Genomic DNA, 15,758 nt, shown 5'->3' with positions numbered 1-15,758 from the left:
AACCCGTCAAGGCTCGTCCCCGTCCCCGCCTGACAGGTCAACCTCGGTCATCTCGATCGGCGTGGATGCGGGCGCAGACGCCTGTGCCGCGCTGTCCTGGGCAGGATCCGCCACACGCAAGGTTTCGGGATTGCGCAGCCAGACGTCGCGTTGGGCAAACGGGATTTCGATACCTTCTTCGACAAACCGGCGGTTGATTTCGTGGTTCATGTCCGACTTCACGGACAGCATCCAGTTGACGTCTCGAAGGATAGCCCGGATTTCAAAATCCAGCGAGTCTGCGCCAAACCCCTGAAACACCACATTGGGGGCCGGATTAGCCAAAACCATGGGATGCGCATTGGCAATCTCGCCCAGGATCGCCTCGACCCGGCGGGTATCGGTGCCATAAGCGACCCCGACCGGCACGATCACTCGCCCGACCGTGTTGCCGCGCGTATAGTTCGTCACCACACCGCTGATCAGGTCCGAGTTCGGCACAATCACATCGGATCGGTCGAACGTCTCGATCCGTGTCGAACGGACCGAGATATCGCGCACATAGCCCATCATCCCGTTAACATCGATCCAGTCGCCTTTCGAGATCGGACGCTCGACAAGCAGGATGATACCCGAGACAAAGTTAGACACGATGGTCTGCAAGCCAAAGCCGATACCGACCGACAGCGCACCAGCAACAATCGCCAGCGAGGACAAGTCGAACCCAGCCACCATAATGGCGCAGAGCGCCGCCAGGAAAATTCCGACATAGCCTGTCCCGGCGACGATCGCGTTCTGGCCACCGGGGTCAATCTTGGTCTTGGGCAGCAGGGAACTGCGTAGCCCCCCTTGCAGCATTCGGGTCAGGCCAAAGCCCATCAGGAAGACGATCAGGAAGGTAAAGAAATTCTTCGGTGAAATCGTCACGCCACCGATGTCAAAACCCAGCAGGATGCGGGACCAGACCTCGAGTAAGTCGGTTTCGCGCGCGCCCCAGTAGATCGCCAGAACTGGCAACGCAAAGATCGCCATCGCGAACCCGATCAAGACCGCAAAAAGCGAATCTTTCGCCGCCTCGCCCTGCCCCGAAATCCAGCCATAAACGGCCGTCAGGAAACGTTGGAAGATGACCAGTGCCCCAATCAGGACCAGTGATTTGACCGCAGGATAGACAATCGCTTCGGCGGCATTCGTATAGCCGATGACAGCCAGAATTGGGCTGGCTATACCCAACAGGAACAATGCCCGGCGGAGAAACTCGATCAACTGGGTCAAACCCGTACCCCGAGCCAGCGACCCATCATCAGCATCCAGCGGGGCTTCGGTGCTTCGGATCTGTCGCACGCGTAACAGGACCAGTGCGGTCACAATGGTGACGGGGAACCCGACAACAGCGCGCGTCGCATCCGAGATATTCTCGATCTGCTCGAATAGGTCGACCAGATCGTGCAGGATCAAAAGCACGGCCAGAACGTCCAGATAGACCCGCAACTCAGCCACGCGCTTGGCGGTCAAACGTTTAAACCCCTGTGCTTCTTGCAGCACATAGACTTGCCGCCCGATCCAGTCGAAATAGAAAATGATCGCAGCCCAATATGGCACGTTTTGCAGCAGCAATGTGCCGCGAAAGCCGGGAAGTCCGGACATGACAATGGCCTTGACGACCAGCCAGACCCCCAGCCAGGGTAAAAGAATGCGCAGCAGCGATGTCAGAAAGGTCCACACCCCACTGCCCTGCCCGCCGAACTGCCGCATGTAGTTTCCGGCCACCTCGGACCAGTGCTTGCCGAAGAACAGCAAAACCCCGGCAACTGCCACCAGAAGGGCGATACCCAGCCCCTGATCGCGCAGATTTTCATGCACGACATCCGTGCCAAAGTTTCGACGCGCCTCGTTAAAGAGGCTTTGACCTGCTTCGCGAAGATCGGTCCATGCCGGCCCCCAATACACGGGATTGACCGGCGACGGTCCCCGCTCCAACAGCTCTTTGGTCTGCCGGGTCCGCAAGAGCTGGTCGATTTCGGTAATCAGGCCATTGGCGCGGCTGAACGCCTCTTCCGAAATGATCTGCGGGACCTGAAGCGTATTCAGCTGTTCTTCCAAATGGGCCCGCAGAGCGGCAATGTCTTCGGGCTCGGTCGCGTCACCTTCGGGTTTGGGACCCAGCGCCTTGATTTGCGCATCAAGCGTCTGGATACGCTCGGTATTCGCGCCGCGTGCTCGGTTGAAGTCATCGCGGTACGTATGAATTTCCGCACGCAGATTCTCGAGCGCTGCATTCGAGGCGCGATCCGCTTCGATCACGGTCTCGGCTCGGTCCGCTGTTTTGACCCAGCCCTGATAATACTCGCTCTGTCTGTCCGAAAGCTGCGCAACCGCTGGGCCACACAGAACCGCTATACAAACCGAGACAAGCGCCAGGAACAGGCGGACCTGTCGCAACATCACACGTCCTCGAACACGCCGGGAATGCTGCGTGGGGCTTCGGTCATCCAATCGGGTACCGGCAGTTCTTTTTCGCGCAGGAATTCCGGGTTGAACAGTTTGGACTGATAGCGTGTGCCGTAGTCGCACAAGATCGTCACGATCGTATGGCCCGGCCCAAGGTCCTTGGCCAGACGCACTGCACCCGCCATGTTGATCGCGGTCGAACCGCCCATAACCAGTCCTTCTTCGCGCAGCAGATCGAAGATGAGCGGCAGCGCCTCATTATCGGTCATCTGATAGGCGTAATCGGGCTTGAACCCTTCGAGGTTCTTGGTGATGCGCACCTGACCGATGCCTTCGGCGATCGAGCTGCCTTCCATCGCGATCTCACCGGTGGTGTAGTAGGAATAAAGCCCCGCACCCATCGGATCGACGAGGCCAATTTTAACGCCCTTTGGCTGCAATGCATCGGCGACACCGGCCAGCGTTCCTCCGGAGCCCACGGCGCAGACAAAGCCATCGACTTTACCGCCGGTCTGTTCCCAGATCTCAGGCCCGGTGGTTTCCACATGCGCCTGACGGTTGGCCACGTTGTCAAACTGATTGGCCCAGATGGCGCCATTGGGTTCGGTCTGCGACAGCTCTTCGGCCAGACGGCGCGAGTAATGCACGAAGTTATTGGGGTTCCGATAGGGCGCGGCAGGCACCTGCACCAGTTGCGCACCGGCCAGACGCAGCATGTCCTTTTTCTCTTCGGACTGGGTTTCCGGGATCACGATTACAGTCTTGAACCCCATCGAGGCCCCGACCAGCGCCAGACCGATCCCGGTGTTCCCGGCGGTGCCTTCGACGATCGTGCCGCCGGGCTTCAACTCACCCCGTGCGATGGCGTCCCGAATGATATAGAGCGCGGCGCGGTCTTTGACCGACTGGCCGGGGTTCATGAACTCGGCCTTCCCCAGAATTTCGCACCCGGTTTCCTCGCTGATGCGCTTCAATCGGATAAGTGGTGTTTTTCCGACTGCGTCGGCAAGGTCTTTCGCAATGCGCATGGCGCCCTCATTTCATTACGGATCAAGGCAGATTTACAGTTGCCGCGCGCCAACCACAAGCGGCGATCCTCAGGCGCGCAAACGGTTTCGGTGCCGCGCAAGCCAATGGGCCAGCGCCAGCAAAGGCAAATCTTTGAACCCATGCGCATCGACACGATCCATGAAATCGACAAATGGCAGGATTTGGCTTCGGATATCTTCTCCTTCCGAGGCCAGCCCACCGCCTTGAACTGTCAGTTCCAGATCCGCCAGACCCACGTAAAGGTGAATGTATTCGGTCGATGACCCGCTCGAGGAATAGGCCCCGCCCGCATATTCCAGCGACTGCAGGACCACGCCCGCTTCCTCTTGCGCTTCGCGGCGGGCGGCGTGTTCGGGCGTTTCACCCGGGTCGATCATCCCTGCGACGGGTTCCCACATCCAGGGCTCGGGATCGTCGATAATGAAAACCGGCGGGCGAAATTGTTCAACCAGCAAGACCACATCGCGCGCCGGGTCATAGGGCAGAACCACAACAGCGCTGCCTTGCATCAGGCTGCTACGTTGTAGAACCGGCCCCATCGTGCCGTCATGTTGCCTGTGTTGCAACGCGACCTCTTCCATTCCGAAGTAGTTCACATGAGCATACCGGTGGTTATGCAAGACCACATCCTTGGTAACATCACGCAGGTCCCCTGTCCCGCGCTGACGCGCGGCGATTTTTGCCCATGCCCGTGTTCGAAGTGCCGGAAAGCTTCTGGCCAGCGTGGCCGCGTCGATCTTGCCGAAATAGCCCATCACCTCATGCGCGGCGGTTACGGAAATATCGCCCCAACGATCAACCCAATCTCGCAATTCCCAAAGCTTCGTCGGGGTCCAGAGACCCGGATCGGGGAAGTACACATCCGCCTGCACGCTGGCACCTTCCACTGTCTCAACCCGAAGTGGGCGCAGTTCGTAGTCAAATCCACCCTCATAAAAATTGAGCCGCTCAAGGTCGTTCTGAGACAGATTCTGAACCAGCAATCCTTCCGCATACGAGCCATTTTCTGACAGGATCATCGGAAACGCCTGATCTTTGACCCCATAAACCGCGTGGTCCCGCAGTCTGGCCTCGGACAGTTTCATTTCAGATGCGGGGCGATCCAGCACAAGCTCGAGCAAAGGCAGGTGTTGCAGCGTGCCGTAGAAAAACAGGTCAGTCACGGATCAAGTCTCGTATTCGGTCGAGAATTACCGCCAGCGACGGCTGGCTTCTTCTGTGGCAAGACCCGCGACCAACGCACCGATCGCCAACGTCCACAGTATTTCTGGGGCCAGCAACTGCTGCCCAAATTCGACACTGATCTGAAAAATGGCCAGCAAAGCCTCGAACGGGCCATCATAGCGGTGACGCATGGCCAGCCGGATCATTTCATTGCAGCCCTGAACAAACAGGCCCCAGAACACCAGAGCCGCCATCCCGGTCAGGCCATTGTTCACACCGGCTGTCCACCCGCGGCCTGCACGTTTGCCCATCACTTTCCAGCCACAGATGACCCCAAGCAACATGTTGACATAGGTGAACCAGCCGTAATCCTTCCCCTCTTCGCCGTTCTCGATCACCATGCTGGAGACGAGAAAAGCCACAACCAATAAGCAGGTTGCAGCGACAAGACGAGACGCGGTGGGCATTGTAAGGGTCCGTTGTTTAACTCGGTTTTGCTATTGTGATCTGTGTCACATCGCAATTACCCGTGTCAAAGGCCGCGCCACATGCGGTCAAATAATAATTCCACATGCGGCGAAAACGCTCATCAAAACCCATCTGAGCGATATCGTCCCATTTATCGTTGAACGTGTCATACCAACGTCGCAGTGTCAGATCGTAACTTTTGCCAAATTCCCTTGATTTGACCACGGTCAAACCCGCTTGAGTCACCTGATCCTTTAGCACGGACGGCGCGGGCAGCATTCCACCCGGGAAGATATATTTTTGAATGAAATCAACACCATTGCGGTAGACGTCCCAGCGATGGTCGGCGACAGTGATGATCTGCAACGTGGCCTGCGCGCCTGGTTTGAGCCTTTCGCGGACGGTTTCAAAATAAATCGGCCAGTATTTCTCACCCACCGCTTCGAACATCTCGATCGAGGCGATGCCATCATACTGCCCACGCTCGTCCCGGTAGTCCTGCAACTTGAATTCAACAAGATCAGAAAGACCAGCTTTCTCAATACGTTCTTGCGCAAACTTCAACTGCTCTTGGCTGATGGTCAGCCCTGTGACCCGCAAGCCACGCTCTTTCGCGGCATATTCAGCGAAGCCACCCCAGCCACATCCGATTTCAAGGATATGATCGCCGGGTTTTGCGCCCATCTCGTCGACAAGGCTGGCATATTTTGCCGTCTGCGCCTTCTCCAGACTTTCCTGTCCGGTTTCGAACAAAGCGCTGGAATAAGTCATCGTATCGTCCAGCCATGCGGAGTAAAAATCATTACCCAAATCATAGTGATACGAGATGTTCTTTTTGGCCTGATTGCGGCTGTTTCCGTTTAGCCAGAACCGCAAACGCTCATAAGCCTGCACCAGAAACTTGCCGGTGAAATCGTCGTAAACCGTTTCGGTGCCCAGATGCACCAGGTCCATAAAAGAGCGCAGGTCTGGCGTGCTCCAGTCACCTTCCAGATAGGCGTCCGAGAACCCAAGCTCACCTTCACGCACTAGTCGGGCAAAAACGTCGGGGTTATGGATATCTACCTGCGCGATTGGTCCGGGCTTGGCCCCTTCGGTGCGAAACACGCGGCCATCAGGCAGCACAATGTCCAGGCGACCGGACTCCATCTTTCGCAACATCTTCGTCACTTGCGTGAAGTATCGTGGCAGGTTTTCTTGCCCATCTGTCGTTGTCAGGATCATCCGCTCTCCCCTATGCGGTTGTTGGCGTAGGCTAGGCCGAGTTTGTGTTTCTGGCAAGTTTTCAGTTCCTTACTGGTTCTTGTAGTGTTCATAGGCCGCCAGCGCGCGCCTGCGCCCGTCGGCCAATTCGACAACGGGTTGAGGGTAGCCGTCATCTGGGGCCAGCCCCCAAGCGCGCGGGATGGCCTCAAAATAGGCAAGCGCGGTGTCGGGCGGATTGGCTTGTCCTTCAGCGATCCACCGCCGGACATATTCGCCGTCTGGGTCAAACTTTTCTTGCTGCGTGACCGGGTTGAACACTCTAAAGAACGGAGACGCATCCGGCCCCGATCCGGCCACCCACTGCCAGCCCATCGCATTGGCGGCGATGTCCCAGTCAATCAGGCAATCCTCGAACCACCGCATCCCGATTTTCCAATGTGTCATCAGATGCTTGGTCAGATAGCTTGCCACGATCATACGCGCGCGGTTGTGCATCCGTCCCGTCACATACATCTCACGCAGACCGGCATCCACCACTGGTATACCTGTTCGGGCCCGCGTCCAGGCCAGAACCTCGGGTTGGTCAGTGCGCGTTTGCCATGGAAACTGATCCCATTCGGGCTTCCAGTTCTGATATGTGATATGCGGCCAGTGAAACATCAGGTGATAGGCGAACTCGCGCCAGACAAGCTGACGCAGATAGGCATCCGAGCCCGACACCCCGTTCAGGGCAGCATTCTGTACCGCGTGCCAAATACGCCGAGGGCTGATCTCCCCCAGCGACAGGTATTCCGACAGGGTTGAGGTCCCCTCGGACGCCAGCAGGTCGCGGTTTCGGGAATAGTCAGGCAGACGATTCAAGAACCCTTGCAATACGGCCAGTGCCGCAGTTTCGCCCGGCTGCACGAAGCGAGTCACGACCTGCGCGCCCCGGTTCATCGCTGCACTCAAACGCCATGAGGACAGATCTTCGGACTCGGGCCAGTGCACCGGAGGCGTCAATCGAGTCGGCGCGGCCAACGGTTGTGGAACCGCCCGACCCTGAACAGCCCGCCACATTGGAGTAAACACGCGAAACGGCTGACCCGTTTTGGTGGCCACGTTCCAAGGCTCGAACAACAAAGGGCCAGGGAAGGATTTGGCTTCAACCCCTTGGTCTTTAAGGGCAGATTTTAGCTGGGTATCGCGCGAAATGGCATCCAGGTCATAGGCGCGCGACCAATAGACGGCCGAAGCCCCAGTTTCGGCGACAACGTCTTGCAATACTTGCAACGCGATGCCCTTGCGCAGGATCAGACGGCTTCCGGCCTTGCCGAGGGCGCTCTGAAAAGCCTCAATCCCCAGACCCAGCCGCCATTTCGGCGCAGCGCCCAATTTGTCCGTCAGATCATCACAGATGAACAGCGGGATGACGGGCCGACCGGTGGCGGCGGCCGCGCTTAGCGCTGGGTGATCTGACAGGCGCAAGTCCCGCCGGAACCACATGATGATCGCAGATTGCTGTTCCATAACCGCCCAGATGTTTTTCCCATTTTACGGGAGTGGACGGGAACTGGATCACAAAACGGCGTCAAGTGCATTCAATAATTGATCAATTTCCTGTTGCGATGTGTAGTGCGTAAAGCTGACCCGCAACACGCCCTGCGCCGGATCGACCCCCATCGCCTGCAACGGACGCCCGGCGTAGAAATCGCCTCCACCCGCCATAATCCCGTGTGTGGCCAATTCACCCGCCACCTCTTCCGCATTTCGGTTCAACGCCAAAGCAACCGTGGGTGCGCGCTTTTCTGCATCAGCGGTGCCAATCAAGCGCACAGCATTGCGGTTTGACACCGCATCCAGCAACGGCTGCAGCAATGACACCTCGTGCCCACGCATCAGATCATGCACGAACGCTCCACGCTGAGTGTCGGACCCGTCGGGACCACCGTGATGAACGCTGAGTGCGGCGATATAATCCGCCATGCCAGCATTGGCCGCGATCTGCGCATGATCGGGTCCGGCAGGCGTGAACCGCTTATACAGCACATCGCCGTTGAAAAAATGCGCCTGGTTGGGCAGCATCTGCCCCAATTTTCGCCGGACCACCATACATCCTTGATGCGGACCATAAGTTTTATAGGCTGAAAACAGATAGATATCCGCCCCCAGCTCATCCACATTCGGAAGGCCGTGCGGCGCGTAGGACACCCCATCAACACAGACAAACGCACCCGCTGCATGCGCAATAGCGGTGATCTCGGCCACCGGATTGATCTCACCAACTACGTTCGAGCAATGGGGGAAACAGACCAGACGCACCTTGTCGTCCAGCAGGTTTGCCAGATCCTGCGGGTCAAGCGAGCCGGTCTCGGGGTCGATTTGCCACTCCCTGACCTCAATCCCATCCTCGGCCAAGCGCCGCCACGGGCCGGAATTGGCCTCATGGTCCTGATTGGTGACGATGATCGCTTCACCCGGCTGCATCCACTGCCGAAATGCCTGCGCCATGACATAAGTGTTCTGCGTGGTCGAAGGGCCAAAGCTTAACTCATCGGTGTCGACGCCCAGAATAGCCGCCAAGCGCCGACGCGCCTCGTCCATCTCGGCGCCCGCTAGACGACTGGCCTCATAGGGCGCATAGGGTTGTACTTTGCGTTCGGTATAGTAGCGAAACAGCCGGTCCAGCACGGGCTTGCATGTGTAAGACCCACCGGCGTTTTCGAAAAAGGCCTGGCCTTGCAGAGATGGTTCGGAAAAGGCGGGAAACTGCGCGCGGACAAAGTCTATATCCAAAGTGCTCATGGCACGGAACTCCTTGATCATGCAGGTCAATCTTTTAAGGGACCGGGCATGATTCCAGCCTCTTCGGACATCATGGCAGGTCTTCCAGCCGAGCCGCCGCAGCCGCGACGACAGCCCCAGCACAGGCAAGGACGCGGCCAAACTGCCCAGACCGACCAATCCCGTCAAGCGCCCGAACAAAAAAAGCCGGGCGCGATGGCCCGGCTTTTGTCACATATGGGTGAAGGCTTAGCCCTGAACCTTGGTATAAGTCCCTTCACCGGCAAGGATTCCCCGGAAGCCGCCTGGTTCGTCCAGACCAAACACGATGAGCGGCAGGTTGTTGTCTCGCGCCAACGCAATGGCCGAGGCGTCCATAACCCGCAACCGTTTTGCCAGCACGTCATCGTAGGTGACTGTGTCATAGCGCACCGCGTCCGCATGTTCTTTGGGGTCTTTGTCATAGACACCGTCCACGCCGTTCTTTCCCATGAAGATCGCCTCGCAAGCCATTTCATTTGCACGCAAAGTGGCCGCAGTGTCGGTGGTGAAATAAGGGTTCCCGGTCCCGGCGGCAAAGATGCAGACCCGCTTTTTCTCAAGGTGCCGTACAGCACGGCGACGGATATAAGGCTCGCACACCTCGTCCATGCGAATGGCCGAGATCACACGGGTGAACACCCCGATTTCTTCCAACGCGGATTGCATCCCCAGCGCGTTCATCACCGTGGCCAGCATCCCCATATAGTCCGCCGTCGTCCGCTCCATCCCCTGCGCCGAGCCGCTGAGACCCCGGAAAATATTGCCACCGCCGATCACCATGCAGATCTCGACACCCAGATCATGCACCGATTTGACCTCTTGCGCGATACGCTGGACGGTCGGCGGATGCAGGCCAAACCCCTGGTCGCCCATCAGCGCCTCGCCAGAGATCTTCAGCATCACGCGACTGTATTTGGTTTTCGGGGTGTCGATGTCTGGGGAAAGGGTCATGTTGCGCTCCGGGCTGGCACGGGTTTAATTCCGGCGCAAAATGAAGCAAAACCGCGACAGGTTCAATGCGGATCATGAGGAACAAGGCAGCCCCGATGGCCAAAACAGATACATCGCCAATTTGGGACCGCCTGCCCCCTATCCCAGACGATAAACCCGTACTGATTGCGGGGCCGACAGCGTCAGGTAAATCCGAACTTGCACTTCGGATCGCCGAAGAATTCGGCGGCATCATCGTCAATGCAGATGCCAGTCAGGTGTATGACTGCTGGCAGGTGATCTCGGCCCGCCCCTCGACTGGGGATGAGGCCCGCGCACCGCATCTGCTCTATGGTCATGTCGCGTATGATCAGGATTATTCGACCGGCCATTGGCTGCGCGAGGTCACACCCTTGCTGACCGGCCCACAACGACCGATTATTGTTGGGGGCACGGGGCTGTATTTCTCGGCCTTGACCGAGGGCATGGCCGAAATACCCGCTACTCCGCCAGAAATACGTGCCGAGGGCGACCAGCTTGACCTGCAAACGCTGAGCAAGGGTGTGGATGCCGAAACTCTGGCCCGGTTGGACCGGCAAAACCGCGCCCGCGTCCAGCGCGCTTGGGAAGTGCAGCGCGCCACCGGACGCAGCCTGCGGGACTGGCAAGCTGATACTCCGCCGCCTATTCTGAGCCCGGACGACACGGTGCCGATCGTATTTGACGTGGACAAACAATGGCTTCTAGATAGGATCAATCGCCGTTTCGATCTGATGCTAGATACCGGCGCTTTGAATGAAGTCGAGGCGATGCGATCCCTCTACGACCCCTCTCTTCCCGCCTTCAAGGCCATCGGTGTCCCCGAGCTTATGTCATATCTTGACGGCCAGCTTTCCCTGGATGCCGCCCGAGATCGCGCCACGATCTCGACCCGCCAGTTCGCCAAACGACAACGCACCTGGTTTCGAGCACGGATGAAAAACTGGATTCACGTTGATTTCTCAAAGTGATACTAGCGCAACTTGCCACTGCGATAGACGGCAAGAATTACGCGCCATCGATGATCCGAATCCCTTGTGTTAATGGGAACCCGCCAGGCTTCTTGAGCCAGGACACGATCCCGTATTTCCAGGCTGCGATCCTCCACAATGTCGCTTTTGTCTCCTGAATGACGATTTCGAACGTTGACCTAACAGAATTTCTGGTGCCGAATGAAGGCATGGGGATGTTCAGTATCACAGCAACGAATACCCGCGGACGCGCTGCACGCTTCTTTCGGCGTTGAGCGGTTCCACTCACAAATCACAAAAATTGATGTCACAGGGAGAGACATAAATGACAAAGCAAACCTTGACCGGAGCACCGATGCACTGGGCGGCGGAGATGCACGCACAGGAATATCGTGACGGCAAGCTCAGTCGGCGCGAGTTCATGGCCCGCGCCACCGCGTTGGGCGTTGCCGTGCCCGCCGCTTATGGCATGATCGGACTGAATTCACCCGCAGCCGCGCAAGAACCGCAGCGTGGCGGCACCATCCGTTATCAGATGGAAGTGCGCGCGCTGAAGGATCCGCGCACCTATGACTGGACCCAAATCGCCACTTATACCGCTGGCTGGCTGGAATATCTGGTCGAATACAACAATGACGGCTCGTTCAAACCCATGCTGCTGGAAAGCTGGGAGGCCAATGACGACGCGACAGAATACACTCTGAACGTCCGCAAAGGCGTCAAGTGGAACAATGGCGACGACTTCACCGCCGAAGACGTGGCACGCAACATCACCGGCTGGTGTGATGCGGGGCTAGAGGGCAACTCGATGGCATCCCGCATGGCATCGCTGATTGACGAGGCCACGCAGAAGGCCGCGGACGGTGCAATTACGGTTGTGGATTCCCATACCGTCAAACTGACGTGTAACGCACCCGACATCACCATCATTCCCGGCATGGCGGACTATCCGGCCGCCATCGTACACAGCAGCTTTGATGCCAATAACATGCTGGCCAACCCGGTCGGCACCGGCTTTATGATCCCCGAAAGCCACGAGGTCGGCGTCAAAGGTGTGCTGGTGCGCAACGAAGGCTTTGACTGGTGGGGCTATGAGGCTGGCAAAGGCGGCTATATCGACCGGATCGAGTTTATCGACTACGGCACCGACCCGGCAGCCTTCCTGGCCGCCTATGAGGCCGAAGAGATCGACATGAACTGGGAATCGGTCGGCGAATTTGTTGACATCTTCGACGGCATCGGCCTGACCCGTTCGGAAATCCCCTCGGGCTTTACCATCGTCATTCGTCCGAACCAGTTGGCCGAAGACGCCAATGGCAATAAGATCTATGGCGACAAACGTGTGCGTCAGGCGCTGGCCATGGCCGTGGACAACAATGTCTGCCTCGAGCTTGGTATGTCCGGCTACGGCATCCCTGCCGAGAACTGCCATGTAGGTCCAATGCACCCCGAATACGACTCGGCGGTGACCCGTATTCCGTATGATCCGGCAGGTGCCAAGGCGCTGATGGAAGAAGCGGGCATGGCAGACTTCGAGCACGAAGTTCAGTCGATCGACGATGACTGGCGTCGCAATACCACCGCTGCTGTGGTTGCGCAGTTGAACGACGCGGGCATCAAGGCGAAACATACGGTTCTGCCCGGCTCGACCTTCTGGAACGACTGGACGAAATACGCCTTTTCCTCGACCAACTGGAACCACCGCCCGCTGGGCACGCAGGTTCTGGCCTTGGCGTATAAGTCAGGCGTGGCGTGGAACGAGTCCGGCTTTGCCAATGCCGAGTTCGATGCGCTTTTGGCCGAAGCGAACTCGATCGCCGATGTGGACAAGCGCCGCGAGGTGATGGCCAAGCTGCAAACGATCATGATCGAAGAGGGTGTGACCATCCAGCCTTATTGGCGGACAGCAATGCGTCACCACCGTGACAACATGGTTGGTGTTGAAAAGCACATCGCGGACCTGCCGCAGCTGTATAAGTTCGGCATCGTCTCTTAAGCCGACACCTACAGGGCCGCGCCGTAAGGGCGCGGCCTTTTCGTCGGCGCTGACCCGGCGAAAAATACTAGCGACGCGCACGGCCTGAAACCAGCGCCAGCCGACCAACAGGGGCTATCATGGGACTATTCATTCTAAGGCGGGTCGGGATCATGCTGTTGACAGCATTGTGCCTGACATTCCTGGTCTTTTTCCTCACCAACCTGTATCCGAACCTCGAAAAGCTTGCCAAAACGCAGGGCAACTTTCGGATGTCGGATGAACAGGTCGAGAGTTTTCTGGAAAAAGGCGGCTATCTTCAGTCAACGCCCATAAAATATGGCGAATGGCTGGGTGTTCTGCCATCGTACCGGCACACCAACGAAGACGGAACCGTTCAGGGCCGATGCATTCTGCCTGGTAAAACCGCCGAGGAATCGCCCAATTTCTGCGGTATTTTGCAGGGGTATTGGGGCTATTCCACAGTCTTCAAAGAAGAGGTCGGAACCGTTGTCGGCACACGTCTCGCCCTGACAGGTCGGCTGATGTTCTGGGTGATGCTGCTGATGGTCCCTTCGGCACTGATCCTTGGCGTTCTGGCGGGCATGAAAGAAGGCTCGGCCACCGATCGCACCCTGTCCACCTTTGCCATCACCACAACAGCGACACCGGAATATGTGTCAGGCGTGATCTTCATCGCCATTTTCACCTCATCCGCCGTTGGATTGAAGTGGTTCAAGGGCACGGCCACGCAGGCTATGGAGAACCCGACATTCGAGAATTTCTTCCTGCCCGTGCTGACGATTGCGCTTTACGGGATGGGTTATATCGCCCGGATGACCCGCGCCTCGATGACCGAGGTGATGACGGCGCAATATATCCGTACCGCGCGGCTGAAAGGCGTGTCCTTTTCGAACATCGTCATGAAACACGCGCTGCGCAACGCGCTGATCGCCCCCTTTACCGTCATCATGTTGCAGTTCCCATGGCTGCTGAATGGTGTGGTAATCGTCGAGACCCTTTTCAACTACAAGGGCTTTGGTTGGGCGCTGGTGCAAGCGGCGGGGAATAACGACATCCAGCTCTTGCTGGCGATTTCGGTCGTGTCGGTCTTTGTGGTGCTGGTGACGCAGCTGATCTCGGATATCGGCTATGTCTACCTCAACCCGCGTATCCGCATTTCTTAAGGGAGGGTCAGATCATGGAACCACTTACCTGGACCGGCTCTATCGCCTTCCTCAACCCGCTGATCGCCTTGGCGCTGGCACTGATGGCGCTGTCCATTGTCGCCTGGATGCTGGCGAGCATCATCCTGCCCGAGGATCAGATGACCGTGAACCCGGACGGTACACTAACGTCCAGTTCGGGGCTGCGGAATATGATCCAAGCCGCGATGCGATACAGTTTTCTGGCCAGTGTCGGCCTTGCGGTTGCCTATATCGTCCTTGGCATCCTGATGGGCACAAACGCAGGGATCATCGGCGCCATGTCCCAGCAGTTTCTGCCGGTTTGGATGTCGCTGATCCTGCTTTACGCCATGTCGATCGCGTTCAAGCGCAAGCTGGGTCTGTATGGCAAGCTGTTCGACAGCCCCATCGGAATGATCGGGTTCGGCCTTGTGATGTTCTGGGTATTTACCGGAATTTTTGGGGCGATGGATCTGATCGTCACCCATGACCCGCTGGACCAGATTTCGGGCATGAAGAACAAAGTACCAGGAACGCCTTTGTCCAGTTTGGAAGAGGGTCAATACGCCTGGTATCTGCTGGGCGGAGACAACCTGGCCCGCGACGTGTTCAGCCGCATGGTCAAAGGGGCCTGGATCGTGGTGCAGATCGCCCCGCTGGCAACGATGTTCGCCTTCATGGTCGGGATCACGCTGGGCTTGCCTGCCGGGTACTATGGCGGTCGTTTGGACACACTGCTGTCCTTCCTGGCCAACCTGATCCTGGCTTTCCCGGTGATCCTGTTGTTCTATCTGCTGGTCACGCCCGAGATCGTGGCGACAGGGGTGCCAAACTATATGGCCGCTGTCCTGTTTGTCTTTCCGATCATCTTTTTGGGGGTGTTACTGAACTCTCGTTACTATACACGTCCGAATTTCCGCACGCCGCTGCTGATTGGTGTGCTTGGAGTGGCGCTGTGGCTGTATCTATCGCTGATCTCGACCGGCGGGTACATTGTCAACACCGACAGCTATAGCATCTGGGGTCTGCCAACCTATCTGGACCTGTTCGACATCCCCGGCGGCATCCTTGTGGTGTTTGTTTCGGTGGTCTTTGTGAACTCGCCCACTGTGTTCCGTATCGTTCGCGGGCTGGCGCTGGATATCAAAACCCGCGACTATGTGGCGGCTGCGCAAACGCGAGGCGAAGGCCCCTGGTACATCATGCTATGGGAGATACTGCCCAATGCGCGTGGTCCGCTGATCGTCGATTTCTGTTTGCGGATTGGCTACACGACCATTCTTTTGGGGACCTTGGGTTTCTTTGGATTGGGTCTGCCACCGGAAAGCCCGGACTGGGGTTCAACGATTAACGAGGGGCGTAAGCTGCTGTCGATCTATCTGCACCCTGCCCTTCCGCCTGCTTTGGCCCTCTTGTCACTGGTTCTGGGTTTGAACCTGCTGGCCGACGGTTTGCGCGAAGAAAGTCTGAAGGACTGATTGTGATCGAGGCCGGGGGGCCAGCCCCCCGGACCCCCCGGGATATTTTTAGCCA

Annotated in this window: 12 protein-coding genes; 4 read left to right on the top strand and 8 right to left on the bottom strand. The window is 57.7% G+C overall.

Features of this window, described 5'->3' with window-relative positions:
- Positions 1-6: 6 nt before the first annotated feature.
- The 8 genes from AC2FJ6_RS19030 to pyrH form a co-directional block, all read right to left on the bottom strand.
- Positions 7-2,424 (bottom strand): DUF3772 domain-containing protein, encoded by a 2,418-nt coding sequence (locus AC2FJ6_RS19030; protein WP_170769550.1) that lies wholly within the window; start codon positions 2,422-2,424, stop codon positions 7-9.
- Positions 2,424-3,458, bottom strand: coding sequence for a cysteine synthase A (locus AC2FJ6_RS19025; RefSeq protein ID WP_170769549.1), 1,035 nt, complete (start codon positions 3,456-3,458; stop codon positions 2,424-2,426). The genes AC2FJ6_RS19030 and AC2FJ6_RS19025 overlap by 1 nt, the downstream gene beginning before the upstream one ends.
- Before the next feature lie 69 nt (positions 3,459-3,527).
- Entirely contained in the window at positions 3,528-4,643 is a 1,116-nt protein-coding gene (locus AC2FJ6_RS19020; RefSeq protein ID WP_170769548.1) for an NUDIX domain-containing protein, read from the bottom strand.
- Between the two features lie 27 nt (positions 4,644-4,670).
- Positions 4,671-5,111 carry a TrgA family protein gene (locus AC2FJ6_RS19015; RefSeq protein ID WP_170769547.1) on the bottom strand — a complete coding sequence of 147 codons (441 nt, stop codon included), beginning with the start codon at positions 5,109-5,111 and terminating at the stop codon, positions 4,671-4,673.
- Positions 5,112-5,127: 16 nt separating this feature from the next.
- Positions 5,128-6,336 carry a class I SAM-dependent methyltransferase gene (locus AC2FJ6_RS19010; protein ID WP_496669692.1) on the bottom strand — a complete coding sequence of 403 codons (1,209 nt, stop codon included), beginning with the start codon at positions 6,334-6,336 and terminating at the stop codon, positions 5,128-5,130.
- A gap of 69 nt (positions 6,337-6,405) precedes the next feature.
- On the bottom strand, positions 6,406-7,827 hold the full coding sequence (locus AC2FJ6_RS19005) for a cryptochrome/photolyase family protein (RefSeq protein WP_170769545.1): 1,422 nt from the start codon (positions 7,825-7,827) through the stop codon (positions 6,406-6,408).
- A gap of 48 nt (positions 7,828-7,875) precedes the next feature.
- Entirely contained in the window at positions 7,876-9,102 is a 1,227-nt protein-coding gene (locus AC2FJ6_RS19000; protein ID WP_170769544.1) for an aminotransferase class V-fold PLP-dependent enzyme, read from the bottom strand.
- A gap of 228 nt (positions 9,103-9,330) precedes the next feature.
- Entirely contained in the window at positions 9,331-10,074 is a 744-nt protein-coding gene (gene pyrH, locus AC2FJ6_RS18995) for a UMP kinase (protein WP_170769543.1), read from the bottom strand.
- A 95-nt stretch (positions 10,075-10,169) separates the two neighbouring features.
- On the opposite strand from pyrH, the gene miaA reads away from it, so the two are divergent.
- From miaA to AC2FJ6_RS18975, 4 genes are all read left to right on the top strand, one after another.
- Positions 10,170-11,063, top strand: coding sequence for a tRNA (adenosine(37)-N6)-dimethylallyltransferase MiaA (gene miaA, locus AC2FJ6_RS18990; protein WP_170769542.1), 894 nt, complete (start codon positions 10,170-10,172; stop codon positions 11,061-11,063).
- A 325-nt stretch (positions 11,064-11,388) separates the two neighbouring features.
- A complete protein-coding gene (locus tag AC2FJ6_RS18985) occupies positions 11,389-13,059 on the top strand; it encodes an ABC transporter substrate-binding protein (RefSeq protein WP_170769541.1) in 1,671 nt (556 codons plus the stop codon).
- 119 nt (positions 13,060-13,178) lie between these two features.
- Positions 13,179-14,225, top strand: coding sequence for an ABC transporter permease (locus AC2FJ6_RS18980; protein ID WP_170769540.1), 1,047 nt, complete (start codon positions 13,179-13,181; stop codon positions 14,223-14,225).
- Positions 14,226-14,239: 14 nt separating this feature from the next.
- A complete protein-coding gene (locus AC2FJ6_RS18975; protein ID WP_496669690.1) occupies positions 14,240-15,703 on the top strand; it encodes an ABC transporter permease in 1,464 nt (487 codons plus the stop codon).
- Positions 15,704-15,758 lie beyond the last annotated feature (55 nt).

The organism is Ruegeria sp. CDSA089 (assembly GCF_059612205.1).
This window is presented reverse-complemented; position numbering and strand designations above follow the sequence as displayed.

Excerpts from the sequence above, each read along its gene's own strand:
- AC2FJ6_RS19000 (WP_170769544.1), bottom strand. The coding sequence starts at position 9,102 with ATGAGCACTTTGGATATAGACTTTGTCCGCGCGCAGTTTCCCGCCTTT.
- AC2FJ6_RS18980 (WP_170769540.1), top strand. The coding sequence starts at position 13,179 with ATGGGACTATTCATTCTAAGGCGGGTCGGGATCATGCTGTTGACAGCA.
- AC2FJ6_RS18985 (WP_170769541.1), top strand. The coding sequence starts at position 11,389 with ATGACAAAGCAAACCTTGACCGGAGCACCGATGCACTGGGCGGCGGAG.
- miaA (WP_170769542.1), top strand. The coding sequence starts at position 10,170 with ATGGCCAAAACAGATACATCGCCAATTTGGGACCGCCTGCCCCCTATC.
- pyrH (WP_170769543.1), bottom strand. The coding sequence starts at position 10,074 with ATGACCCTTTCCCCAGACATCGACACCCCGAAAACCAAATACAGTCGC.
- AC2FJ6_RS19005 (WP_170769545.1), bottom strand. The coding sequence starts at position 7,827 with ATGGAACAGCAATCTGCGATCATCATGTGGTTCCGGCGGGACTTGCGC.
- AC2FJ6_RS19030 (WP_170769550.1), bottom strand. The coding sequence starts at position 2,424 with ATGTTGCGACAGGTCCGCCTGTTCCTGGCGCTTGTCTCGGTTTGTATA.
- AC2FJ6_RS18975 (WP_496669690.1), top strand. The coding sequence starts at position 14,240 with ATGGAACCACTTACCTGGACCGGCTCTATCGCCTTCCTCAACCCGCTG.
- AC2FJ6_RS19025 (WP_170769549.1), bottom strand. The coding sequence starts at position 3,458 with ATGCGCATTGCGAAAGACCTTGCCGACGCAGTCGGAAAAACACCACTT.
- AC2FJ6_RS19015 (WP_170769547.1), bottom strand. The coding sequence starts at position 5,111 with ATGCCCACCGCGTCTCGTCTTGTCGCTGCAACCTGCTTATTGGTTGTG.
- AC2FJ6_RS19010 (WP_496669692.1), bottom strand. The coding sequence starts at position 6,336 with ATGATCCTGACAACGACAGATGGGCAAGAAAACCTGCCACGATACTTC.